The organism is Dietzia sp. IBK-p2-15D (assembly GCF_057773105.1).
Genome location: NZ_JBYMTK010000001.1, coordinates 515,119 through 537,398, shown reverse-complemented (window position 1 = coordinate 537,398; position 22,280 = coordinate 515,119). Strand labels below are relative to the sequence as shown.

Here is a 22,280-nt window from a genome sequence, read left to right as displayed (position 1 = left end):
TCAGGCCCCCTGTCCGGCACGCGCACGGAGCATACCCGCGGGCGCGACGTCCTCGATCGGCAGGCCGCGACGAGCCGCGACCTCCTCGGGACGATGCAGACCCTTGAGCGCCGCCACGGTCGCGTGGACCACGTTGATGGCGTTGTCCGACCCCAGAGACTTGCACAGGATGTCGTTGACTCCGGCACACTCGAGCACCGCGCGAGCGGCGCCACCGGCGATGACACCGGTACCCGGCGAGGCGGGGCGGAGCATGACGACGCCGGCAGCAGCCTCACCCTGGATCGGGTGGGGGATGGTGGAGGCGATGAGCGGAACGCGGAAGAAGTTCTTCCGTGCCTCCTCCGATCCCTTCTGGATCGCCGCCGGCACCTCCTTGGCCTTGCCGTACCCGACGCCGACCATGCCGTTGCCGTCACCCAGGATCACCAGGGCGGTGAAGCTGAAGCGCCGACCACCCTTGACGACCTTGGAGACACGGTTGATGGTGACGACGCGCTCGATGTACTGCGACTTCTCCTCGTCGCGGCCGCGACGATCGTCGCGACCCCGGCCACGACCGCGGTCTCCGCCGCGGCCCTGGGCGTTGTCGGTGGTGGTCTTGTTGTCTGCGGCGGGGCCGTTGCTTCCGCCGTCACGACGCTGACGTCCCGGCATCAGACGGTCCTTCCGTTAGCGAACAGTGCAGTGGTGTTGGTCATCAGAACTCCAGCCCACCCTCGCGGGCGGCGTCGGCGAGGGACGCGATCCGGCCGTGGTACTTGTTGCCACCACGGTCGAACACGACGGCGTCGATGCCGGCAGCCTTGGCGCGCTCGGCCAGGAGCTGGCCGACCTTCGCGCTGCGGGCCTTCTTGTCGCCCTCGAGGGAGCGCACATCCGCCTCGATGGTGGAGGCTGCGGCCAGCGTGTGGCCGGCCAGATCGTCGATGATCTGGGCGTGGATGTGACGCGAGGACCGGTTGACGACCAACCGCGGACGCTCCGGCGTACCGGAGACCTTCTTGCGGAGTCGGTAATGGCGCCGGGCGCGACCCTCGCGACGTGCGGTGGAGACATCGGTGCCCAGCGGTGAACGCTTCTTGGTGCTGCTCATGATCACTTACCCGTCTTTCCGACCTTGCGACGGACCTGTTCGCCGGCGTAGCGGATGCCCTTGCCCTTGTACGGGTCGTGCTTCCGCAGTCGCTTGATGTTGGCGGCGATCTGGCCCACCTGCTGCTTGTCGATCCCGGAGATCGAGAACTTGGTCGCACCGTCGACGGCGAACGTGATGCCGTCGGGAGCGGTGACCGGAACCGGATGCGAGTAGCCCAGGGCGAATTCGAGATCCTGGCCCTTGGCCACGACGCGGTAACCGACGCCGAAGATCTCCATGTCCTGCTTGTAGCCCTCCGTGACGCCGACGATCATGTTGTTGACCAGCGAGCGGGACAGGCCGTGCAGTGACCGGTTGTCGCGGTGGTCGTCGGGACGGTTTACCGTGACGGTGCCGTCCTCGATCGAGACCGAGATCGCCCCGGGCAGAACCTGCGAGAGCTCGCCCTTGGGACCCTTGACGGTGACGGTCTGGCCGTCGACCCTGATGTCGACACCGGACGGGACGGTGATCGGAGCCTTGCCGATACGTGACATTTCTCGCCCCCCTTACCAGACGTGGGCGAGGACTTCCCCGCCCACCTTCTTGTTGTTCGCCTGGCGGTCCGTGAGCAGACCCTGGGACGTCGAGATGATCGCGACGCCCAGGCCACCGAGGACCTTGGGCAGTTCGGTGGACTTGGCGTACACGCGCAGACCCGGCTTCGAGATGCGCTTGATGCCCTGGATGCTGCGCTGGCGCGAGGGGCCGTACTTGAGGTCGATGGTGAGCTTCTTGCCCACCTCTGCGTCCTCGACGTTGTAGCCCGCGATGTAACCCTCCTGCTGGAGGATGGCAGCGATGTTGCCCTTGAGCTTCGAATGCGGCATCGACACGGTGTCGTGGTACGCCGAATTGGCGTTACGCACACGCGTCAGCATGTCCGCGATGGGATCGGTCATCGACATGGATGGACCATGTTCCTTTCTCGTAACGGTTCCCATGCAACACGTCCCGTACGGCGACCTGTGGGCCGCCCACGTGACGTCGTGGGCCTATCACGAAGAGTGCGAATGTTCTCTTGTATGGGATCCGGCGCCCCTCGGGGCATCCCGGTGTTCCCGCCGCGGCCGGTGCTCTTCTCACCGGGGCGCGACCAGACGACTGGGCCGTCTGCCCGCCGCCGGGGAACCGCGATGCGGTGCCCCGGCGGGGACGGCCGGTCCGGCCGGTGGAGGAGGTCAGTCCTCCTTGAAGGGGAATCCGAGCTGCTTGAGCAGTGCCCGGCCCTCTTCGTCGTTCGTTGCGGTCGTGACGACCGTGATGTCCATGCCCCGGGGGCGGTCGACCTTGTCGACATCGATCTCGTAGAACATCGTCTGCTCGTTGAGGCCGAACGTGTAGTTGCCGTGGCCGTCGAACTGCTTGCCCGAGAGTCCGCGGAAGTCACGGATACGCGGGAGCGCGACGGTCGTCAGGCGATCGAGGAACTCCCACATGCGGTCGCCGCGCAGGGTGACGCGCGCGCCGATCGGCATGCCCTCGCGCAGCTTGAACTGTGCGATGGACTTGCGGGCCCGACGGACCTCCGGCTTCTGGCCGGTGATCAGCGTGAGGTCGTTGATGGCGCCGTTGATGAGCTTGGCGTCGCGGGCGGCGTCACCGACACCCATGTTGACGACGACCTTCGCGACGCCCGGGATCTGCATGACGTTGGCGTACTCGAACGTCTCGTTGAGTGCCGGCCGGATCTCGCTGCGGTACTTGTCCTTGAGGCGAGGGGTGTACCCGGAGGGAAGAGCGGTCTCAGTCATGGTCACAGGTCCTTCCCGGTCTTGCGCGAGACACGGACGCGCTTGCCGTTCTCGTCGGTGCGGATTCCGACCCGGGTCGGGGTGTCGTCGGCGTCCACGACCATCACGTTGGACACGTGGATCGGGGCCTCCTGGGTGACGATGCCGCCCGAGGAGGCGCCGCGCTCGGCAGCCGAGTTGGAGGTGTGCTTCTTGATGCGGTTGACGCCCTCGACGAGGACCTTCTCCTGAGCCGGGAAAGCCTGGATGACCTTGCCCTTGGCGCCCTTGTCCTTACCGGAGATGACCAGCACCGTGTCGCCCTTGTGAACCTTCATGTCAGAGCACCTCCGGAGCCAGCGAGACGATCCGCATGAACTTCTTGTCGCGCAGTTCGCGGCCGACGGGCCCGAAGATGCGCGTTCCGCGCGGATCGTTGTCGTTCTTGATGATGACGGCGGCGTTCTCGTCGAACTTGATGTACGAGCCGTCCGGGCGACGGCGCTCCTTGGCGGTGCGCACGATGACGGCCTTGACGACCTCACCCTTCTTGACGTTGCCACCGGGGATGGCGTCCTTGACGGTGGCGACGATGATGTCGCCCACGCCTGCGTAGCGGCGCTTGGAACCGCCGAGAACGCGGATGCAGAGAATCTCCTTGGCACCCGTGTTGTCGGCGACCTTCAGCCGCGACTCCTGCTGGATCATGGTTCTCCTGACCAGGTCTGTTCAATGTGTGCCGGATACCGACCCGACACACGCGGTCATGCCACCCGTCGACACGTCGAGACGTGCCAGGTCGGGCAACTGGTCCAGTGTAGGGTGCGCATGCACCGGGACCCAAATCCCGGTCAGCTACCGCTCGAGCCGGCCGATCCGGATCCACGCAGGGAACCCGTCGAACCGCTCGATCCCGATGAGCCGGCAGCGCTAGCCCCGGAGTCCGCCACTCCCCCCGTCGTCCTCCGCCCGTTGGGCGCGGCGTCGGGCAGTCCGGAGAGGACGTGATCCATCCCCGGCCGCATCTCGGTGACGAAGACCGGCCAGTTGTGGATCCCGGAGGGCATGTAGTTCATCCTCAGGTCGACCCCGGGAACCGAGGCGAGCGCGGCCTCGAGTGCACGGGTGCTCTCGTAGGAGCCCTTCTCGAGGACATGTCCGTCGATGAGCACGAGTTCGTTGCTGCCGAAGCGGCCGAGCTCGCTGGAACCCACCAGCCCGGTCGCGGCGCTGAGGTAGACCGCCTTGCCCTCGAGCCCGGAGGGGTCCGCCACGGTGTCGTGCTCCACCCACTCCCGGGACCCGCGCGGCCCCCACATGTTGGTGACGTCCCCGTGGCGAGCGGCCACGGTGAGTCGCGCGTACTGGTAGCCGAGCTCGTCGGTGGTCGAATAGGCGCCGCTGATACCGGCGGCGCCTCCGAACATCTCGTTCCTGTTGGCCAGATGAAGCGCCGCGGACGCCCCCATCGACACGCCCATGACCCCCCAGCTCCCGTTGTGGGCGAGCGGCCCCGCGGCCCCGGGTAAACCGGCCTCGAGCAGCGGCGGCAACTCCTCGGTGAGGAACGTCTCCCAGTTGTTGGGGCCCAGGACGGGATCGTCCGCCTGCCAGTCGGACCACATCGACGCCGGGCCGCCCGTCGGAACGATCACGTTCACCGCGCGGTCGCGCAGCGCGGGATCGCCCCAGCCCATACCCGTGCTCCACCCGGACGGGACCTCGGAACCGACGCCGTCGAGGAAGTACACGTTGGGCGCGTCGACGCCCGCCGGGGCGCGGTAGACCTCGACGCGGACCGTCCGTTGCATGGATTCAGACGTCACGGTCCACACCTCGGCGCGACGATCGACCGCCTCCGTCGACGCCGGGAAGAGAGGCTCGATCCGCTGCACGGTGGAGGACACGATGGACCCGTCCCGTGTCGCGCGGGGCCCGGCCGGGGGTTGGGAGCTTCCCGGACGGGGGAAATCGCTGGAACCGATGGCGCCGACGGATCCGAGGACGGACGTGACCGGGATCGGGGCACCGAGCTGGGTCGACGCGGCGATACTGAGCGATGGTGCGCCCAACAGGCTCCCGGGCGCCACGCTGGGAACGAGGGATCCCGGATCGACTGACCCCGGGCCCGTGCTCTGGGCGCCGGCGACGGGAAGCCCCGTGGCCGGCGTCGTGATCACGACCGCGCCGATCGCGAGCGCACTCAGACCACGACGGCGATCGCCCCGCCCACTCCCCCGTCGGCCGAAATGTGGTTCGTTCCCCATATGACGATCCTGTCCTCTCGGCCAGCGTCGGACGCTGACACACTACTCAAAATTCGTTACACCACGGTGATCCGTTACATTCGGCCGTCCCGTGCGCCCCCGCAACGCGAGACGACCCGGCCCCGGAGTCCCGGGGCCGGGCCGTTCGCATATGTCGAGTGGGGGCTTACTTGGCCCGCTCGAGCACCTCGACGAGGCGATACCGCTTGGAGGCGGACAGCGGGCGGGTCTCCATGATCCGCACGCGGTCGCCGACTCCGGCGGTGTTGGTCTCGTCGTGGGCCTTGACCCGCTCGGTACGGCGCATGATCTTGCCGTACAGCGGGTGCTTCACGCGGTCCTCGAGCTCGACGATGATGGTCTTCTCCATCTTGTCGGACACGACGTACCCGATGCGCACCTTGCGGCTGTTGCGCTCGGTGTTCTCGTTGGACTCAGTCACAACTGCTTCCTTGTCACTCACTTGGCATCACCCGGCGCCGCCGACAGACCGAGCTCGCGCTCGCGAATGACGGTGTAGATGCGAGCGATGTCGTGGCGGACGACACGCAGGCGACGGTTGTTGGTCAGCTGACCGGTGGCCATCTGGAAGCGCAGGTTGAACAGCTCTTCCTTGGCCTCACGCAGACGCGCGGTCAGCGCATCCGCATCGAGCTCACGCAGCTCGGGGGCGGTGGTTCCACTAGCCATCAGAACTGCTCCTCCCGGGTCACGATGCGGGTCTTGCACGGGAGCTTGTGCTGCGCGCGGCGAAGGGCCTCGCGAGCGGTCTCCTCGTTCGGGTACGACATCTCGAACAGGATGCGGCCCGGCTTGACATTGGCCACCCACCACTCGACCGAGCCCTTACCGGAACCCATCCGCACCTCGGCGGGCTTCTTGGTCAGGGGACGATCCGGATAGATGTTGATCCACACCTTGCCACCACGCTTGATGTGGCGGTTGATGGCGATACGTGCGGACTCGATCTGACGGTTGGTGACGTAGGCCGGCTCGAGAGCCTGGATGCCGTAGTCACCGAAGGTCACCTTGGTGCCACCCTTTGCCCCGCCCTTACGGCCGGGGTGGTGCTGCTTGCGGTGCTTGACGCGCTTGGGGATAAGCACTGTCACGCCTCCCTGGTCTGGTTCTGCGGTGCCTCGGCAGGAGCCTCGGCGGCCGAGCCGGAACCGGCGCGGCCGGTCTCGGTGCTGGTCGCAGTGGTGCCCTGGGCCCCGGAGCGACGCGGACGACCGGCGCCACGCTCGCGGCGGGGACCGCGGTCGGCACCGCCACGGTTGCTGGACTGGGCGTACTGGTCGGACTCGCGACGGCCGCCGACCACGTCACCCTTGTAGATCCACACCTTGACACCGATACGACCGAAGGTCGTCTTGGCCTCGTAGGTGCCGTAGTCGATCTCGGCACGCAGGGTGTGCAGGGGGACGCGCCCCTCGTGGTAGCGCTCCGAACGGGACATCTCGGCACCGCCGAGACGACCCGAACAGACCACCTTGATGCCCTTGACCTGGGGCTGACGCATGGCCGACTGGATGCCCTTGCGCATCGCGCGACGGAACGCCACACGATTCGAGAGCTGCTCGGCGATCCCCTGGGCGACGAGCTGGGCGTCGGCCTCGGTGTTCTTGATCTCGAGGATGTTGAGGTGGACCTGCTTGGCGGTGAGCTTCTCGAGCTCCCCGCGAAGACGGTCCGCCTCGGCGCCCCGACGGCCGATCACGATGCCCGGGCGGGCCGTGTGAATGTCCACGTGGACCCGGTCACGGGTCCGCGAGATGTCGACCCCGGAGATACCGGCCCGCTCCATGCCCTTGGACAGGAGCTGACGGATCTTGATGTCCTCGGCGACGTAGTCGGCGTACTGCTTGTCGGCGAACCACTTGGACGTCCAGTCCGAGGTGATGCCGAGACGGAAGCCGTGCGGCTGGATCTTCTGTCCCATTTAGCGGGCACCTCCCTGGTTGCGACGTGCCCGACCGGAGCCGGTCTTCTCGGGCACGCTGGTCACCTCGATGGTGATGTGGCTCGTACGCTTACGCACGCGGAACGCACGACCCTGGGCACGCGGGCGGAAACGCTTGAGGGTCGGCCCCTCGTCGGCGTAGGCCGCCGTGACCACGAGGGTCCGGGGGTCCAGGTCGAGGTTGTTCTCGGCGTTGGCCATCGCGGAGGCGAGGACCTTGGCGACCGGCTCGCTGGCGGCCTGCGGGGCGAACCGCAGCGTGTTCAGCGCGTCGGCGGCGTCCTTGCCGCGGATGAGGTCGATCACACGACGCGCCTTCATGGGCGTGACGCGGACGAACTTGGCGGTGGCACGCGCGGAGAGCTTCTGCTCGGCCGTCGCCGTGCCGTCGTCGGTCTTCTTCGTATCAGTGCTCATCGACGCTTACTCTTCCGATCGTCCTTGATGTGCCCCTTGAACGTGCGCGTCGGCGCGAACTCGCCGAGCTTGTGACCCACCATCGAGTCGGACACGAACACGGGCACATGCTTGCGGCCGTCATGGACGGCGAACGTGTGGCCGATGAAATCGGGCAGGATCGTCGAGCGCCGCGACCAGGTCTTGATGACCTGATGCGTGCCCTTGTCGTTCTGCACGTCCACCTTCGCGAGGAGGTGTTCGTCGACGAACGGACCCTTCTTGAGACTACGAGGCATCCTAGTTTCCCTCCTTAACGCTTCTTACCGGTGCGACGGCGACGGACGATCATGCTGTCACTCGCCTTGTTGGGCTTGCGGGTCCGGCCCTCGGGCTGGCCCCACGGGCTGACGGGGTGACGTCCACCGGACGTCTTACCCTCGCCACCACCATGCGGGTGGTCGACGGGGTTCATGACCACGCCACGGACGGTCGGGCGAACGCCCTTCCACCGCATGCGGCCGGCCTTACCCCAGTTGATGTTGGCCTGCTCGGCGTTGCCGACCTCGCCGATCGTGGCGCGGCACCGCACGTCGACCCGGCGGATCTCACCGGAGGGCATGCGGAGGGAGGCGTAGGTCCCCTCCTTACCGAGCAGCTGGATGCCGGCGCCGGCGGCGCGGGCCATCTTGGCGCCGCCGCCCGGACGGAGCTCCACCGCGTGCACCACGGTGCCTGCGGGGATGTTCCGGAGCGGGAGGTTGTTGCCGGTCTTGATGTCGGCGCCTGCACCCGACTCGACCTTCATGCCCTGCTTCAGGTTGCGCGGGGCGAGGATGTACCGCTTCTCGCCGTCCGCGTAGTGCAGGAGGGCGATGTTGGCGGTGCGGTTCGGGTCGTACTCGATGTGCGCGACGGTGGCGAGCACGCCGTCCTTGTCATTACGACGGAAGTCGATGACGCGGTACTGGCGCTTGTGGCCACCGCCCTTGTGGCGGCTGGTGATACGGCCGTGACCGTTGCGGCCGCCGGTCTTGCTCAGCGGGCGCAGCAGCGACTTCTCGGGCGTCGAGCGGGTGATCTCGGCGAAGTCCGAGACGCTCGAGCCGCGACGACCGGGGGTCGTGGGCTTGTACTTGCGGATAGCCATGAGGTTCTCTCGTCCTTAACTCTTCCCGCCGTCAGGCGGTCAGACCCGGGATCTCGATGGGCTTGCTGTCGGCCGCGAGGGTCACGATGGCGCGCTTGGTGCTCTTGCGCTGTCCGTACCCGGTGCGGGTGCGCTTGCGCTTGCCCTGACGGTTGGCGGTATTCACGGACTCAACGGTGACGCCGAAGATCTCCTGGATGGCGATCTTGATCTGCGTCTTGTTGGCGCCCGGGGCGACCTGGAACGTGTACACGCCCTGCTCGAGCAGGCCGTAGGCCTTCTCGGAGACGACCGGGGCGAGGATCACGTCCCGGGGATCGGCGACGGTGCTCACTTGTCGGCCTCCTTCGCTGCCTTGCCGGCGAACGCACGGCTCGCCTGCGTGACGAACGCGTCCAGAGCCTCGACCGAGAACACGACGTCGTCAGCGTGGAGCACGTCGTAGGTGTTGAGCTGATCCGGAGCGATCGGATGGACGTGATCGAGGTTGGCCACGGAACGCCATGCGGCGACGTCCTCACGACCGACGACGATCAGGATCTTCTTGCGGTCGGACAGGGTGCCCAGGAAGTCGCGGACACCGGCCGTCGACGGCTTCTGTCCCTCGACGAACTCGGTCACCACGTGGAGGCGATCGGCCGAGACCCGGTCGGAGAGGGCACCGCGGAGCGCGGCGGCCTTCATCTTCTTGGGGGTGCGCTGCGAGTAGTCACGCGGCTTCGGGCCGTGGACGGTGCCGCCGCCGGTGTAGGCGGGGGCGCGGGTCGAACCCTGACGGGCGCGGCCGGTGCCCTTCTGGCGGAACGGCTTGCGGCCGCCGCCGCGGACCTCGCCACGGGTCTTGGTCGAGTGCGTGCCCTGACGCGCCGCGGCGAGCTGAGCCACCACGACCTGGTGCATCAGGGGCAGGTTGGGCTCGACGCCGAAGATCTCGGCGGGGAGCTCGACCGAACCGTCGGTCTTGCCCGCCGGGGTACGGACGTCCAGCTTGAGGTTCACGGTGTTCTCCGTGGTGGTCATGCGCGCGCACCGCCCTTCACTGCGGAACGGACCATCACGAGGCCGCCGTTACGACCCGGGATGGCTCCCTTGATGAGGAGGACGCCGGCCTCGGCGTCCACCTTGTGGACCTTGAGGTTCATGGTGGTCACGCGATCGTTGCCCATGCGGCCGGCCATCGACTTGCCCTTGAAGACGCGGCCCGGGGTCGATGCCCCGCCGATGGAACCCGGCTTGCGGTGCACGGCCTGCGTACCGTGCGAGGCACCCTGGCCGGCGAAGCCGTGGCGCTTCATGGTACCGGCGAAGCCCTTGCCCTTGGAGGTGCCGGTGACGTCGACGAACGCGCCGTCCTCGAACACGTCGGCGCCGATCTCCTGGCCGATCTCGAACCCGGCGGCCTGCTCGGCGTTGTCGAGTCGGATCTCGGCGAGGTGACGACGGGGGGTGACCCCGGCCTTATCGAACTGGCCGGCCACCGGCTTGGTGACCTTGCGGGGGTCGATCGCGCCGAACGCGATCTGGACGGCGTCGTAGCCGTCGGTCTCTTGGGTACGGATCCCGGTCACGACGCACGGCCCGGCCTTGACGACGGTAACCGGAACCACCCGGTTGTTCTCGTCGAAGACCTGGGTCATGCCGAGCTTGGCGCCCAGGATTCCCTTGATCTCGGTGTTAGTCATCTGTTCACTGTCTCCGCTGCACGTTGCTTGCTGACCGCTACGCGGTCGGAGGTCACTGGATGTTGACGTCGACGCTGGCAGGCAGGTCGATACGCATGAGAGCGTCCACGGTCTTCGGCGTGGGGTCGAGAATGTCGATCAACCGCTTGTGGGTACGCATCTCGAAGTGCTCACGCGAATCCTTGTACTTGTGCGGCGAGCGGATGACGCAGTAGACGTTCTTCTCGGTGGGCAGCGGCACGGGACCGACGACACGAGCACCCGTACGGGTCACCGTCTCGACGATCTTGCGGGCCGAGGCGTCGATAGCTTCATGGTCGTAGGCCTTGAGCCGGATGCGGATCTTTTGTCCCGCCACTTCGTCCTCTTCTCCTCCCGCCCGTGAGGGCGGCTGTCGTAAGCGCCCTCGCTGCGCGGGGACACTGTGTGTTCGCTTGTCATGTGTGACACCGTCAGACCGTCTACCACCCGGTCCCGTGCATCGGTGCTCCATCGTGGAGGACCCCGCCGCGCGCCCACGGGCATGACACGACTACGAGACCTCCAGAGGACGGAGTGCCACATCGCTCGCGCGAGGCGAGGATGACGGCGGACCGATCCGCTGCCGCTGTTGACGTGTCACGACGCGTCCACGCGATCGGGCGTGTCGCCCTCCCGCTTTTCCGGCGGGTGATCACTCACCCGCCCCGGTCGTGCTCGCCCGACCAACCCGACTCTCCCCGGGGCCCATCGGGCCCATACGGGATCGCCGCCTTGTCCGGGCAACTTGACCAGTATGCAGTACATCGGCCGGAAGGGCAAAATCCCGGACGTCCCGGCGTCCTCGGGTGCGTCACGGACCCCGGCACGACGACCGGGTACTTCGGTAGCGTCGGGAAGACCAGAGTCCACACTCGGAGGAGACCACATCGTGAACAGCAGACGCGAGCCGCGGGACCCCGCCGCCTACAAACGGGACAGGCGGCAGGCGGTCCTGCGCCACCATCCGGACGCGGGCGGCGATCCCGATGAACTCTTCCGGGCACTCGCGGAAGTCGACCGCCGGCACGGGGTATCCGGTCCCGGGTACGACGCGCACGGCGCGAGTGCCGAACAGGTCGCCGCCGTCGCCGCGGCCGCGCTCGCCGGGGTCGCCGCGGTGGGGTTGTCGGTCGCGATGACCATCCTCGGTCGTCGCAGGTAGCTCGATCGTCCACTCCCCCGGGACCCGGTGGACCATCTCGAAAATACGGGAAGGGCGCCCCACCTGACGGTGGGGCGCCCTTCCTCGATCGACCCGGGGATTCACCCGGACCGAGCGGTCAGTGGATCACTTGATGATCTTGGTGACCTGTCCGGCGCCGACGGTGCGGCCACCCTCGCGGATCGCGAAGCGCAGGCCCTCATCCATGGCGACCGGCTGGATGAGCTCGACGCTCATCTCGGTGTTGTCGCCCGGCATGACCATCTCGGTGCCCTCGGGGAGGGTCACGACGCCGGTCACGTCCGTGGTACGGAAGTAGAACTGCGGGCGGTAGTTGTTGAAGAACGGCGTGTGACGGCCGCCCTCGTCCTTGGACAGGATGTACGCCTGGCCCTCGAACGTGGTGTGCGGGGTGTAGGCGCCCGGCTTGATGACGACCTGGCCACGCTCGACGTCCTCGCGCTTGAGACCACGGACGAGCAGACCGACGTTGTCGCCGGCCTCGCCGTAGTCGAGCAGCTTACGGAACATCTCGATGCCCGTGATGGTGGTCTTGGTGGCCTTCTCCTTGATGCCGATGAGCTCGACATCCTCGTTCACGTTGATCTGACCACGCTCGATACGACCGGTGACGACGGTGCCACGACCGGTGATCGTGAAGACGTCCTCGACGGGCATGAGGAACGGCTTGTCGGTCTCACGCTCGGGATCCGGGATGGAGTCGTCGCAGGCCTTCATGAGGTCGACGACGGCCTGGACCCACTTCTCGTCACCCTCGAGCGCCTTGAGCGCGGAGATGTGGACGACCGGGGCGTCCTCGTCGAAGTCCTGCGAGGCCAGCAGCTCGCGGACCTCCATCTCGACGAGCTCGAGGATCTCCTCGTCGTCGACCATGTCGCACTTGTTCAGGGCGACGAGGATGTAGGGCACACCCACCTGACGGGCGAGCAGCACGTGCTCACGGGTCTGCGGCATGGGGCCGTCGGTGGCCGCCACAACCAGGATCGCGCCGTCCATCTGGGCGGCACCGGTGATCATGTTCTTGATGTAGTCGGCGTGACCGGGGGCGTCGACGTGCGCGTAGTGGCGCTTCTCGGTCTGGTACTCGACGTGGGAGATGTTGATCGTGATACCACGGGCCTTCTCCTCCGGCGCCTTGTCGATCTCGTCGAACGCGAACGCGTCGTTGAGGTCGGGGTAGGTGTCCGCCAGAACCTTGGTGATGGCCGCGGTGGTGGTGGTCTTGCCGTGGTCGACGTGACCGATGGTGCCGATGTTTACGTGCGGTTTGGTCCGCTCGAACTTCGCCTTCGCCACTTGGTGTCCTCCTGGACTGGTCTGTCCCCACCTGGAGGTGGGCACTGCTTTGTGTGGGATCTGATCTTACTCATCGTGCCGTGTTGAGCACGAACCGGCGGCCACCCGGAGGTTCGACCGTGCGCCGCCGGCATCGGCCCCACCCCGCCTGACGGCGGGGCGGGACCAGTACCGGTTACTCGCCGGTCGCCTTGGCGATGATCTCCTTGGCCACGCCCGCCGGAACCTCGGCGTAGTGGGAAAAGACCATCGAGTAGTTGGCCCGGCCCTGCGTCTTCGACCGGAGGTCGCCGACGTAGCCGAACATCTCGGAAAGAGGCACATTGGCCTTCACGACGCGGGCGCCGGAGCGCTCCTCCATCGCCTGGATCTGGCCGCGGCGGGAGTTGATGTCGCCGATGACGTCACCCATGTAGTCCTCGGGCGTGACGACCTCCACGGCCATCAGCGGCTCCAGGATCACGGGCTGGCACTTACGGGCGGCCTCCTTGAAGGCCATGGAGCCCGCGACCTTGAACGCCATCTCGGACGAGTCGACCTCGTGGTACGCGCCGTCGACGAGCGTCGCCTTGACGTTGACCATCGGGTAGCCGGCGAGGATGCCGTACTGCATGGCGTCCTTGATGCCGGCGTCCACGGAGGGGATGTACTCCTTGGGCACGCGGCCACCGGTGACCTTGTCGCTGAACTCGTAGGTCTCGCCGGCTTCGACGGCCTCCTGGTCCAGCGGGCCGAGCGCGATCTGCACCTTCGCGAACTGACCGGAACCACCGGTCTGCTTCTTGTGGGTGTAGTCGAACTTGTCGATCGAGCCCTTGATGGTCTCGCGGTACGCGACCTGCGGCTTGCCGACATTGGCCTCGACCTTGAACTCGCGCTTCATCCGGTCGACGAGCACGTCCAGGTGGAGCTCGCCCATTCCGCCGATGACGGTCTGTCCGGTCTCCTCGTCCAGGCGCACCGAGAACGTCGGATCCTCACGGGCCAGCTTCTGGATGGCCGTGCCGAGCTTCTCCTGGTCGGCCTTGGTCTTGGGCTCGATCGAGACGTCGATGACCGGGTCCGGGAACGTCATCGACTCGAGGATGACCTGGTTGTTCAGGTCGCACAGGGTGTCACCCGTGGTGGTGTCCTTGAGCCCGATGAACGCGTAGATGTGGCCGGCGACGGCCTCATCCACGGGCATCTCCTTGTTGGCGTGCATCTGGAAGAGCTTGCCGACGCGCTCCTTCTTGCCCTTGGTCGCGTTCTGCACCTGGGTGCTCGGGTCAATCCGGCCCGAGTAGACGCGCACGAAGGTCAGCTCGCCGAAGAACGGGTGCACCGCGATCTTGAACGCGAGCGCCGCGAACGGCTCGTCCTTGGACGGCTTGCGGAGGATCTCCGTCTCCTCGTCCCCGACCTTGTGGCCGTGGACCTCGCCGACGTCCAGCGGGTTGGGGAGGTAGGCGATGACGGCGTCGAGCAGGGGCTGGATGCCCTTGTTCTTGTACGCCGAACCACACAGCACCGGGTAGATCTCGGCGTTGACGACCATCTTGCGGATCGCCGCCTGGATCTCGTCCTTCGTCAGCTCCTCGCCACCGAAGTACTTCTCCATCAGCGCCTCGTCGCTCTCGGCGACGGTCTCGAGGAGCTTCTCGCGGTACTCCTCGGCCTTCTCCTGCAGGTCGGCCGGGATGTCCTGCACCTGCGCCTCGGTGCCGATGTCGGTCTTGCCGGGCCAGACGAGCGCCTTCATCTCGACGAGGTCGACGACACCTTCGAACTCGTCCTCGGCGCCGATCGGGAGCTGCAGGACCAGCGGCTTCGCGCCGAGACGGTCGACGATGGTCTGGACCGTGTAGAAGAAGTCCGCGCCCATCTTGTCCATCTTGTTGACGAAGCAGATGCGGGGCACGTCGTACTTCTCGGCCTGACGCCAGACCTGCTCGGACTGGGGCTCGACGCCCTCCTTGCCGTCGAAGACGGCGACGGCGCCGTCCAGGACGCGCAGGGACCGCTCCACCTCGACGGTGAAGTCGACGTGGCCCGGGGTGTCGATGATGTTGATCTGGTTGTTGGACCAGAAACAGGTGACGGCGGCGGACGTGATCGTGATGCCGCGCTCTTTCTCCTGCTCCATCCAGTCGGTGGTCGACGCACCGTCGTGCGTCTCGCCTGCCTTGCGGTTGACACCCGTGTAGAACAGGATGCGCTCGGTGACGGTGGTCTTACCGGCGTCGATGTGCGCCATGATGCCGATGTTGCGGACCTTGTTGAGGTCGGTCAGCACGTCCTGTGCCACGGATTCTCCCGAATGTGAGTCGTCGGTGGCCCGTGCGGTCGCTGTCGACCGTCCGAACCGGGTCGGTAGTGCTGCCGGTACCTGCACGCGGGGCGTGAGGTACGGGCCTTGATCAATGATGCCACCCGGCGGGTGACAACGGGACCCTGGCCGGGGGGACGTGGATACCCACGCCCCGGCCCGGGTCCCGACGCGTCACCAGCGGTAGTGAGCGAACGCCCGGTTTGCCTCGGCCATCTTGTGGGTGTCCTCGCGGCGCTTGACCGCGGCACCCAGACCGTTGGAGGCGTCCAGGATCTCGTTGGCCAGACGCTCGACCATCGTGTTCTCACGACGCTGCCGGGAGAACGTCACCAGCCAGCGCATCGCCAGGGTCGTCGAACGACCGGGGCGGACCTCGACGGGCACCTGGTAGGTGGCGCCGCCGACACGACGGGAGCGGACCTCGAGAGCCGGCTTGACGTTGTCGAGCGCCTTCTTGAGGGTGATGACCGGATCGGTTCCGGTCTTCTCGCGGCAGATCTCCAGCGCGGAGTAGACGATGCGCTCGGCGGTCGTCTTCTTGCCGTCGAGGAGGATCTTGTTCACGAGCTGGGTGACCAGCGGCGACCCGTAGACCGGGTCGTTGATCAGCTGGCGCTTGGGGGCGGGACCCTTACGAGGCATTACTTCTCCTTCTTGGCGCCGTAGCGGGAGCGGGCCTGCTTGCGGTCCTTCACACCCTGGGTGTCGAGCGAGCCGCGGATGATCTTGTAGCGCACACCCGGGAGGTCCTTCACACGACCGCCACGCACGAGCACCATGGAGTGCTCCTGCAGGTTGTGACCCTCACCGGGGATGTAGGCGGAGACCTCGATACCGGTGGTCAGGCGCACACGGGCGACCTTACGGAGCGCGGAGTTCGGCTTCTTGGGGGTCGTGGTGTACACGCGGGTGCACACGCCGCGACGCTGAGGCGAACCCTTGAGGGCAGCCGTCGACGTCGCCGACTTCTTGTCCTGGCGGCCCTTGCGGACCAGCTGGTTGATGGTTGGCATGAACCGACTTTCTCTAGCTGGCGGCCTCCACTGGGGGCGACCACCGGTCACTGGGACGTTGCTCGTATCCGGACTCTCGCGCGCCTGTCGCCGCGCACAGCCGACCACGTCAGCCGCTCTCGCTGGCCTACCGGGCACGATCCTCCAGCTCGCGTACTGCGAGCACGATGGTCAAGCCTAACCGCCGGGGGATGCAGTGGTCAAAATGGGTCGTTCGCGGCGTCGCGCGCGGGCGGCGCGCCGGCCTCGTCGAGGACCATGTCCAACGTGTGGGCCCAGAATCGCACGATCTTGTCACGCCGCGCCGAGTCGTCGGACAGGACGTCCGCGAGCCCCAGGCCCCGGGCGAGGTCCAGGGTGGTCTGGAGTGCGCGCCGGATCCGGACGTCACCCGGGTCGCGCCCCAGGGCGGCGGCGGCGATGGACAGGACCTCACGCGACATGTGGTTCTCGAGCGGGAGCACGCGGTCCCTGAGGGCGGGATCGGAGGCCGCCGCGGTCCAGACGTGGAGCGCGGCCTTGAACAGGTCGGACGTGTAGTGCCCGACTATGAGCCGGACCACGGCGACCGTCCGCTCGGGTCCGGGCTCGGGCAGGTCGAGACCCACGCTCCGGACGTCCTCGAGTCGCTGTTCGATCATGTGCCCGAGCGCGGCGGTGATGAGGTCCTCGCGCGTCGGGAAGTGGTGCTGGGCGGCGCCCCGTGAGACGCCGGCGGCGGCGGCCACCGCACCCACGGTGGTCGCCGCCCAGCCCTGCGTCGCGAGGAGGTCGATCGAGGCACCGAGCAGACGCTCCCGCGTGATACGGCTTCTGTCCTGCTTGGGGGCGCGCTGCTCGGGTGCCGTCATGTGTCCTCCTGTTACCAGTCCTGCTCGTCGTAGATGATCACTCCGCGGATGTTGTTGCCGTCGCGCATGTCCTGGTACCCCTGGTTGATCTCCTCCAGGCGGTAGGTCTTGGTGACGAGCTCGTCGAGCTTGAGGTTCCCGGCGCGGTACTGGTGGAGCAGGTGCGGGATCTGCTTGCGCGGGCCGGTGCCCCCGAAGATGGCGCCCTGGAGGGTCTTCTGCTGCATCGCCAGGTCGAGGATGGAGATCTGGGCGTCGACGGCCATCATGTCCCCGAGCCCCACGACCACACACCGTCGCCCCTTGCCCGTCAAGGTGAGACCGGGCAGGAGATCGTTGCCGTTGACGACGCCCATGGTGAGGATGACCAGATCCGCCATCCGGCCCCAGCTGATCTCCCCGACCAGCGCCATCGCCTCGTCCATGGAGTCACACGTGTGGGTGGCCCCGAACTCCATGGCCTTCTCGCGCTTGAACTCGACCGGGTCGACGGCGACGATCGCGCGCGCTCCTGCGGCTGCGGCGCCCTGGACCGAGTTGATACCGATTCCGCCGATGCCCACGACGACGACGACGTCGCCCTCCTTGGCGCCGCCGATCTCGGTCGCCGATCCCCAGCCCGTGGCGACGCCGCAGCCCAGCAGGGCCGCCTTGTCGAGCGGGATGTCCTTCTCGATCTTGACGACGGAGGACTGGTGGACGGTCACGTACGGCGAGAACGTCCCGAGTACACACATCGAGGCGACCGGCTCACCCGCGGCGGTGTGGACCCGGTAGGTGTCGTCGCTGATCGCGCGGCCGGTCAGCAGGCCGGCACCGTTGTCGCAGAGGTTCTGGAGCCCCTCCGCGCAGGGCGGGCAGGTGCCACAGGCGGGGATGAACGCCAGGACGACGTGGTCGCCCTCCTCGATCCCGGTGACGCCCTCCCCGACCTTGGTGACGACACCGGCACCCTCGTGCCCGCCGATGATGGGGTAGGTCTCGAACTGCAGGTCACCGGTGAGCAGGTGCTCGTCCGAGTGGCAGAGGCCGGACGCGGCCAGCTTGACCTGGACCTCACCGACCCGGGGATCGCCCAGATCGACCTCGACGACCTCCCAGCCGTCCTGCTTGGGCTCCCTGATGATGGCGGCCTTGGTGCGCATGCGTGTGCTCCTCGTGCGAAGGGGGTGATGTGACACTGGTCACGTGACCAGTGCCACATCACACGCTACTCGGTGGCGGTCGCCCAGGAGGGCTGTCTGCGTTCCAGGAACGCGGCCATCCCCTCGGCGACCTCGGGGGTGGTGAACAGGCGGGCGGTGACCCCCGCCAGCTCCTCTCCGCGCGCGTCGAGTTCGGCGAGCACAGGCGCTGCGAGCAGCGCCTTGTTCTCCCTGAGCCCCTGGGGTGAGCAGGGCCGGAACGCGGCCACGAGCTCGTCGACCGCGCCCCGGACGTCCTCGACCGCCTCGGAGAGCAGCCCGATCCGCAGCGCGTGCGCGGAGTCGAACTTCTCCCCCGTCAGCAGGGCTCGCGCGAGGTCCCTCGAACCCACGCGCGCGGCCAGCGGCACGGAGATCATCGCCGCCGCCAGCCCGAGGCGCACCTCGGTCAGCGCGAAGGACGAGGCCGGGCCGGCGATCGCGAAATCGCACGCCGACACCAGGCCCATTCCGCCCGCGCGCACGTGGCCGTCGACCGCGGCGATCACCGGCTTGGGATGGGAGAGGATCGCTCGCAGCAGGCCCAGGAAGATCCGGGTCCGCTCGGCGGCCTGTTCCTCGGGGCTCCCCTGGCTGGCGGAGGCCTCCGACAGATCCGCCCCGGCGCAGAACGTGCCACCGGCGTGTCCGAGGACGACGACGCGGGCGGCGTCGTCCCCGGCGGCCCGGTCGAGCGCCGCATGGAGCTGCTCGACCAGGGCGGTCGAGATGGCGTTGCGGTTGTGCTGCGAGTCCAGGGTGACGTGGGCTGCGCCTCCACGGACCTCGCAGTGCACCAGGGTCTGGTCGCCAGCCGTCTGATCACTCACCGCGGCCACCTCAGTAGCTCTTCGGCAGCCCGAGCGAGTGCTGGGCCACGTAGTTGAGGATCATCTCCCGGCTGACCGGGGCGATGCGGGGCAGACGCGACGCGGCGAGCATTCCGGCCAGTCCGTACTCGACCGACAGCCCGTTGCCACCGAGGGTCTGGATGGCCTGGTCCACTGTGCGGGCCGAGACCTCACCGGAGGCGTACTTCGCCATGTTGGCGGCCTCGCCGGCGAGGTCGTCACGGCCGGCGTCCACCAGGGCCGCGGCCTTGCGCATCATCAGTCGCGCCAGCTCGAGCTCGATCTTGCACTGCGCCAGCGGGTGCGACACGCCCTGGTGCGCGCCGATGGGGGTCTTCCACACGGTGCGCTCGTTGGCGTACTTGGTGGCCCGGTCCATGGCGAAGCGCGCGGTGCCCACGGCCATGCCCGAGGCCATGATGCGCTCGGGGTTGAGGCCGGCGAACAGCATGAGCAGCGCGGTGTCGCCGTCGCCGATGAGTGCCTCGGCGGGCAGCCGGACGTCGTCGAAGTACAGCTGGAACTGCCGCTCGGGGGTCCGCACCTCGGTGGGGATGTGTGTCTTGGCGAGGCCCGGGGCGTCGGTGGGGACCATGAACAGGGCCGGCTGGAGCTTGCCGCTGGTGGCGCCCTCGAGGCGGGCGACGACGAGGATGGCGTCGGCCTGGTCGACACCGGAGATGTACGTCTTCTGCCCACTGAGCAGGAAGTCGGAGCCGTCGCGGCGGGCCGTGGTGGTGATGGCGTGCGAGTTGGACCCGGCGTCGGGCTCGGTGATCGCGAAGGAGGTGATGGTCTCACCGGAGGCGATGCCCGGCAGCCAGCGCTTCTTCTGCTCCTCGGTGCCGAAGCGCGAGATGATCGTGCCGTTGATGGCCGGCGAGACGACCATCATGAGCAGGCCGGCGCCCGCGGCGGAGAGCTCCTCCTCCACGATCGCGAGCTCGGTCATCCCGGCTCCACCGCCGCCGTACTCCTCGGGCAGGTTCACGCCGAGCAGTCCGAGCTTGCCGGCTTCGGTCCACAGCTCGTCGGTGGTCTCCCCGGCGTCGGACTTCTCCCGCATGTACTCGATGCCGTAGCGCGAGCCCAGCTCGAAGGCCACCTGGCGGAGCTGCATCTGCTCCTCCGTGTCGATGACGGGGTTGGGGATCTGTGAGATGTCGGTCATCGTGGTCACTCCTGGACGCTGGTGGTGTCGGTGCTGTCGGTGTCGGTGTCGGGATCGGAGACGACGGCGAGGATCGTCCCCGACTCGACCTGTGTGCCGACCTCCACGGGGAGCTCGGTGACGATGCCGTCGACGGCGGCCGAGATGGTGTGTTCCATCTTCATGGCCTCCATCCACAGCAGCGGCTGGCCGGCGGTGACGGTGTCACCGACGGAGACCGCGACGCGGATGACCGCACCGGGCATGGGCGCGAGCAGCGATCCGGCGGCGACCTCCGCGGCGGGGTCCGTGTAGCGGGGCGGCTCGATGAGCGAGACGGGGCCGAGCGGCGAGTCGACCTCGACCACGGTGTCCGTGCCCGGGGTCTCGTAGCGGGCCACGGTGAAGACGCGGCGCACTCCCCTGACCTCGAGCACGGCGGAGTCGGGGCCCACCTCCTCGACGGTGACGACGTCGGCCAGGTCGCCGTCGGGGCGGGCGCCGGAGCGCTCGCGGATGTAGGCCACCTCGAGCTCGTCCTCGCCGTGACGGAACGTCCGCTTCTGCAGTGTGCGTCCGACGTTGCGGAACCCGGCCTGGGCCAGTGCCACCGGTCCGGCGAGGTGGTCGGCGGTGCCGGAGACCACTGCCGCGGCCAGCGCCGAGATGGCGACGGTCTCGTCGTCCGCGAGCGGCGCGGCGAGCGACTCGGCACCGTGGTCGTCGAGGAACGCCGTCGACAGGTTCCCGGCGATGAACTCCGGGTGCCGCAGCACGCGGACGAGCTGGGCCCGGTTGGTGGTCAGCCCGTGGACCTGTGCCCGGGCCAGGGCGCCGGCGAGGGAGGCACACGCCTCCGCTCGGGTACGGCCGTACGAGATGACCTTGGCGAGCATCGGGTCGTAGTGGACGCCGATGAGGGCGCCGTCGGGGCCCGGCTCGACACCGCTGTCCACCCGGATGCCCGGGCGGTGGGGCCCTTCGAAGCTCGAGGAGACCCCGGGGACGTCGAGCGCCCAGAGGGTTCCCGACCCCGGCGTGTAGTCGTTCGCCGGGTCCTCGGCGTACAGGCGGGCCTCCAGCGACCAACCGTGGGCGGCCGGCGGCTCGGCGGACGGCAGCGGCAGTCCGGCGGCCACGTCGAGCTGCAGGGCGACCAGGTCGAGACCGGTGGTGGCCTCGGTGACCGGGTGCTCCACCTGGAGGCGGGTGTTCATCTCGAGGAAGAAGAACTCGCCGTCGTCGGTGGCGAGGAACTCGACCGTTCCGGCGCCGGTGTACCCGATCGCGGACGCGGCGTCGCGGGCCGCCTTGTAGAGCGCCTCCCGCATCCCCGGGGTCCGCTCGACGAGGGGACTGGGGGCCTCCTCGATGACCTTCTGGTGGCGGCGCTGGATGGAGCACTCGCGCTCCCCCACCGCCCAGACGGTGCCGTGCGAGTCGGCCATGATCTGGACCTCGATGTGGCGGCCACGCTCGAGGAAACGCTCGCAGAAGACGGCGTCGTCGCCGAAGGCGGACTGTGCCTCGCGCTGCGCATTGGCGATCTCGTCGTGCAGCGAGTCGAGGGTGCGGACGATCCGCATGCCGCGTCCGCCGCCACCGGCGGAGGCCTTGACCAGCACCGGGAGCATGTCCTCGGTGACGTCGGCGGGCTCGAGATCGCTGAGCATCGGCACGCCGGCCTCGCCCATCATCTTCTTCGCCTCGATCTTGGAGCCCATGGCCTCGATGGCGGCGACCGGCGGGCCGACCCAGGTCAGGCCGGCATCGATCACGTCGCGGGCGAACCCGGCGTTCTCGGACAGGAAGCCGTATCCCGGGTGGATCGCGTCGGCGCCGGCCGCCTTGGCCGCGGCGATGACGAGGTCACCGCGCAGGTAGGTCTCGGCCGGCGTGTTGCCGGGGAGGCGGACGGAGGCGTCGGCCTCGCGGGTGTGGGGCGCATCGGCATCGGCGTCGGAGAACACGGCGACCGTGGTCATGCCGAGTGCGCGGGCGGTGCGGTGGACGCGTCGGGCGATCTCGCCGCGGTTGGCCACCAGGACTGAAGTGATTGGAGACGGGGTTGATGAATTCTGCATGGTTTCG

The 22,280-nt window shown here is 67.9% G+C and carries 29 protein-coding genes; 1 reads left to right on the top strand and 28 read right to left on the bottom strand.

The features are described from left to right. From rpsE to rpsJ, 19 genes are all read right to left on the bottom strand, one after another. Positions 1-657, bottom strand: coding sequence for a 30S ribosomal protein S5 (gene rpsE, locus AC3DEV_RS02590; RefSeq protein WP_067716652.1), 657 nt, complete (start codon positions 655-657; stop codon positions 1-3). Between the two features lie 43 nt (positions 658-700). Next, positions 701-1,096 carry a 50S ribosomal protein L18 gene (rplR, locus tag AC3DEV_RS02585; protein ID WP_067716997.1) on the bottom strand — a complete coding sequence of 132 codons (396 nt, stop codon included), beginning with the start codon at positions 1,094-1,096 and terminating at the stop codon, positions 701-703. Positions 1,097-1,098: 2 nt separating this feature from the next. Further along, on the bottom strand, positions 1,099-1,635 hold the full coding sequence (gene rplF / locus AC3DEV_RS02580) for a 50S ribosomal protein L6 (RefSeq protein WP_067716654.1): 537 nt from the start codon (positions 1,633-1,635) through the stop codon (positions 1,099-1,101). A gap of 12 nt (positions 1,636-1,647) precedes the next feature. Then, entirely contained in the window at positions 1,648-2,046 is a 399-nt protein-coding gene (gene rpsH, locus AC3DEV_RS02575) for a 30S ribosomal protein S8 (RefSeq protein ID WP_067716657.1), read from the bottom strand. 273 nt (positions 2,047-2,319) lie between these two features. Continuing rightward, complete coding sequence (rplE, locus tag AC3DEV_RS02570; protein WP_067716660.1) at positions 2,320-2,892, bottom strand: 50S ribosomal protein L5; 573 nt, start codon at positions 2,890-2,892, stop codon at positions 2,320-2,322. A gap of 2 nt (positions 2,893-2,894) precedes the next feature. Continuing rightward, positions 2,895-3,209, bottom strand: coding sequence for a 50S ribosomal protein L24 (rplX, locus tag AC3DEV_RS02565; RefSeq protein WP_488371200.1), 315 nt, complete (start codon positions 3,207-3,209; stop codon positions 2,895-2,897). Position 3,210: 1 nt separating this feature from the next. After that, positions 3,211-3,579: a 50S ribosomal protein L14 gene (rplN, locus tag AC3DEV_RS02560; RefSeq protein ID WP_007628112.1), complete on the bottom strand. Its 369-nt coding sequence runs from the start codon at positions 3,577-3,579 to the stop codon at positions 3,211-3,213. A gap of 143 nt (positions 3,580-3,722) precedes the next feature. Next, on the bottom strand, positions 3,723-4,778 hold the full coding sequence (locus AC3DEV_RS02555) for an alpha/beta hydrolase (protein ID WP_240341252.1): 1,056 nt from the start codon (positions 4,776-4,778) through the stop codon (positions 3,723-3,725). Between the two features lie 526 nt (positions 4,779-5,304). After that, the gene (gene rpsQ, locus AC3DEV_RS02550; RefSeq protein ID WP_172812145.1) at positions 5,305-5,601 is read right to left on the bottom strand and encodes a 30S ribosomal protein S17; all 297 of its coding nucleotides are present in this window, start codon (positions 5,599-5,601) and stop codon (positions 5,305-5,307) included. Then, a complete protein-coding gene (gene rpmC, locus AC3DEV_RS02545; protein WP_017838199.1) occupies positions 5,598-5,828 on the bottom strand; it encodes a 50S ribosomal protein L29 in 231 nt (76 codons plus the stop codon). Before rpmC ends, rpsQ begins: the two co-directional genes overlap by 4 nt. Then, positions 5,828-6,244, bottom strand: coding sequence for a 50S ribosomal protein L16 (gene rplP / locus AC3DEV_RS02540; protein WP_010541175.1), 417 nt, complete (start codon positions 6,242-6,244; stop codon positions 5,828-5,830). Before rplP ends, rpmC begins: the two co-directional genes overlap by 1 nt. 2 nt (positions 6,245-6,246) lie before the next feature. Beyond that, positions 6,247-7,080 carry a 30S ribosomal protein S3 gene (rpsC, locus tag AC3DEV_RS02535; protein ID WP_067716670.1) on the bottom strand — a complete coding sequence of 278 codons (834 nt, stop codon included), beginning with the start codon at positions 7,078-7,080 and terminating at the stop codon, positions 6,247-6,249. Further along, positions 7,081-7,518: a 50S ribosomal protein L22 gene (gene rplV, locus AC3DEV_RS02530; RefSeq protein WP_120284053.1), complete on the bottom strand. Its 438-nt coding sequence runs from the start codon at positions 7,516-7,518 to the stop codon at positions 7,081-7,083. It lies immediately after the preceding gene. Then, positions 7,515-7,796, bottom strand: a complete 282-nt coding sequence (gene rpsS, locus AC3DEV_RS02525; RefSeq protein WP_007628126.1) for a 30S ribosomal protein S19 — start codon at positions 7,794-7,796, stop codon at positions 7,515-7,517. The genes rplV and rpsS overlap by 4 nt, the downstream gene beginning before the upstream one ends. Before the next feature lie 14 nt (positions 7,797-7,810). Then, positions 7,811-8,647, bottom strand: a complete 837-nt coding sequence (rplB, locus tag AC3DEV_RS02520; RefSeq protein ID WP_067716676.1) for a 50S ribosomal protein L2 — start codon at positions 8,645-8,647, stop codon at positions 7,811-7,813. Between the two features lie 31 nt (positions 8,648-8,678). Beyond that, positions 8,679-8,981 carry a 50S ribosomal protein L23 gene (gene rplW / locus AC3DEV_RS02515; protein ID WP_067716678.1) on the bottom strand — a complete coding sequence of 101 codons (303 nt, stop codon included), beginning with the start codon at positions 8,979-8,981 and terminating at the stop codon, positions 8,679-8,681. Next, positions 8,978-9,667, bottom strand: coding sequence for a 50S ribosomal protein L4 (rplD, locus tag AC3DEV_RS02510; protein ID WP_067716681.1), 690 nt, complete (start codon positions 9,665-9,667; stop codon positions 8,978-8,980). Before rplD ends, rplW begins: the two co-directional genes overlap by 4 nt. Continuing rightward, positions 9,664-10,329, bottom strand: coding sequence for a 50S ribosomal protein L3 (rplC, locus tag AC3DEV_RS02505; protein ID WP_096907062.1), 666 nt, complete (start codon positions 10,327-10,329; stop codon positions 9,664-9,666). Before rplC ends, rplD begins: the two co-directional genes overlap by 4 nt. 52 nt (positions 10,330-10,381) lie before the next feature. Continuing rightward, entirely contained in the window at positions 10,382-10,687 is a 306-nt protein-coding gene (rpsJ, locus tag AC3DEV_RS02500) for a 30S ribosomal protein S10 (protein ID WP_003938093.1), read from the bottom strand. A gap of 552 nt (positions 10,688-11,239) precedes the next feature. On the opposite strand from rpsJ, the gene AC3DEV_RS02495 reads away from it, so the two are divergent. Beyond that, positions 11,240-11,512, top strand: a complete 273-nt coding sequence (locus tag AC3DEV_RS02495) for a hypothetical protein (RefSeq protein ID WP_206474885.1) — start codon at positions 11,240-11,242, stop codon at positions 11,510-11,512. Positions 11,513-11,638: 126 nt separating this feature from the next. Here the strand turns inward: AC3DEV_RS02495 and tuf are convergent, their stop codons facing one another. The 9 genes from tuf to AC3DEV_RS02450 form a co-directional block, all read right to left on the bottom strand. Next, a complete protein-coding gene (gene tuf / locus AC3DEV_RS02490; protein WP_488371199.1) occupies positions 11,639-12,829 on the bottom strand; it encodes an elongation factor Tu in 1,191 nt (396 codons plus the stop codon). Between the two features lie 175 nt (positions 12,830-13,004). Next, a complete protein-coding gene (fusA, locus tag AC3DEV_RS02485) occupies positions 13,005-15,116 on the bottom strand; it encodes an elongation factor G (RefSeq protein WP_488371198.1) in 2,112 nt (703 codons plus the stop codon). A gap of 195 nt (positions 15,117-15,311) precedes the next feature. After that, positions 15,312-15,782 (bottom strand): 30S ribosomal protein S7, encoded by a 471-nt coding sequence (gene rpsG, locus AC3DEV_RS02480; RefSeq protein WP_067716696.1) that lies wholly within the window; start codon positions 15,780-15,782, stop codon positions 15,312-15,314. Further along, the gene (gene rpsL / locus AC3DEV_RS02475; RefSeq protein WP_010541164.1) at positions 15,782-16,153 is read right to left on the bottom strand and encodes a 30S ribosomal protein S12; all 372 of its coding nucleotides are present in this window, start codon (positions 16,151-16,153) and stop codon (positions 15,782-15,784) included. Before rpsL ends, rpsG begins: the two co-directional genes overlap by 1 nt. Before the next feature lie 200 nt (positions 16,154-16,353). Next, complete coding sequence (locus tag AC3DEV_RS02470; RefSeq protein WP_488371197.1) at positions 16,354-17,004, bottom strand: TetR family transcriptional regulator; 651 nt, start codon at positions 17,002-17,004, stop codon at positions 16,354-16,356. 11 nt (positions 17,005-17,015) lie between these two features. Continuing rightward, positions 17,016-18,149, bottom strand: coding sequence for an NDMA-dependent alcohol dehydrogenase (locus AC3DEV_RS02465; protein WP_488371196.1), 1,134 nt, complete (start codon positions 18,147-18,149; stop codon positions 17,016-17,018). A 65-nt stretch (positions 18,150-18,214) separates the two neighbouring features. Next, on the bottom strand, positions 18,215-19,018 hold the full coding sequence (locus tag AC3DEV_RS02460; protein ID WP_488371195.1) for an enoyl-CoA hydratase family protein: 804 nt from the start codon (positions 19,016-19,018) through the stop codon (positions 18,215-18,217). Between the two features lie 10 nt (positions 19,019-19,028). After that, positions 19,029-20,210, bottom strand: coding sequence for an acyl-CoA dehydrogenase family protein (locus AC3DEV_RS02455; protein WP_206474881.1), 1,182 nt, complete (start codon positions 20,208-20,210; stop codon positions 19,029-19,031). A 5-nt stretch (positions 20,211-20,215) separates the two neighbouring features. Further along, positions 20,216-22,273 (bottom strand): ATP-binding protein, encoded by a 2,058-nt coding sequence (locus AC3DEV_RS02450; RefSeq protein ID WP_488371194.1) that lies wholly within the window; start codon positions 22,271-22,273, stop codon positions 20,216-20,218. Between the last annotated feature and the right edge of the window lie 7 nt (positions 22,274-22,280).

What these genes read in the sequence shown, in the direction of transcription:
- rpsE (WP_067716652.1), bottom strand. Translation starts at nt 657, where the DNA reads ATGCCGGGACGTCAGCGTCGTGACGGCGGAAGCAACGGCCCCGCCGCA.
- rplR (WP_067716997.1), bottom strand. Translation starts at nt 1,096, where the DNA reads ATGAGCAGCACCAAGAAGCGTTCACCGCTGGGCACCGATGTCTCCACC.
- rplF (WP_067716654.1), bottom strand. Translation starts at nt 1,635, where the DNA reads ATGTCACGTATCGGCAAGGCTCCGATCACCGTCCCGTCCGGTGTCGAC.
- rpsH (WP_067716657.1), bottom strand. Translation starts at nt 2,046, where the DNA reads ATGTCGATGACCGATCCCATCGCGGACATGCTGACGCGTGTGCGTAAC.
- rplE (WP_067716660.1), bottom strand. Translation starts at nt 2,892, where the DNA reads ATGACTGAGACCGCTCTTCCCTCCGGGTACACCCCTCGCCTCAAGGAC.
- rplX (WP_488371200.1), bottom strand. Translation starts at nt 3,209, where the DNA reads ATGAAGGTTCACAAGGGCGACACGGTGCTGGTCATCTCCGGTAAGGAC.
- rplN (WP_007628112.1), bottom strand. Translation starts at nt 3,579, where the DNA reads ATGATCCAGCAGGAGTCGCGGCTGAAGGTCGCCGACAACACGGGTGCC.
- rpmC (WP_017838199.1), bottom strand. Translation starts at nt 5,828, where the DNA reads ATGGCTAGTGGAACCACCGCCCCCGAGCTGCGTGAGCTCGATGCGGAT.
- rpsC (WP_067716670.1), bottom strand. Translation starts at nt 7,080, where the DNA reads ATGGGACAGAAGATCCAGCCGCACGGCTTCCGTCTCGGCATCACCTCG.
- rplV (WP_120284053.1), bottom strand. Translation starts at nt 7,518, where the DNA reads ATGAGCACTGATACGAAGAAGACCGACGACGGCACGGCGACGGCCGAG.
- rpsS (WP_007628126.1), bottom strand. Translation starts at nt 7,796, where the DNA reads ATGCCTCGTAGTCTCAAGAAGGGTCCGTTCGTCGACGAACACCTCCTC.
- rplB (WP_067716676.1), bottom strand. Translation starts at nt 8,647, where the DNA reads ATGGCTATCCGCAAGTACAAGCCCACGACCCCCGGTCGTCGCGGCTCG.
- rplD (WP_067716681.1), bottom strand. Translation starts at nt 9,667, where the DNA reads ATGACCACCACGGAGAACACCGTGAACCTCAAGCTGGACGTCCGTACC.
- rplC (WP_096907062.1), bottom strand. Translation starts at nt 10,329, where the DNA reads ATGACTAACACCGAGATCAAGGGAATCCTGGGCGCCAAGCTCGGCATG.
- rpsG (WP_067716696.1), bottom strand. Translation starts at nt 15,782, where the DNA reads ATGCCTCGTAAGGGTCCCGCCCCCAAGCGCCAGCTGATCAACGACCCG.
- rpsL (WP_010541164.1), bottom strand. Translation starts at nt 16,153, where the DNA reads ATGCCAACCATCAACCAGCTGGTCCGCAAGGGCCGCCAGGACAAGAAG.
- AC3DEV_RS02470 (WP_488371197.1), bottom strand. Translation starts at nt 17,004, where the DNA reads ATGACGGCACCCGAGCAGCGCGCCCCCAAGCAGGACAGAAGCCGTATC.
- AC3DEV_RS02465 (WP_488371196.1), bottom strand. Translation starts at nt 18,149, where the DNA reads ATGCGCACCAAGGCCGCCATCATCAGGGAGCCCAAGCAGGACGGCTGG.
- AC3DEV_RS02455 (WP_206474881.1), bottom strand. Translation starts at nt 20,210, where the DNA reads ATGACCGACATCTCACAGATCCCCAACCCCGTCATCGACACGGAGGAG.
- AC3DEV_RS02450 (WP_488371194.1), bottom strand. Translation starts at nt 22,273, where the DNA reads ATGCAGAATTCATCAACCCCGTCTCCAATCACTTCAGTCCTGGTGGCC.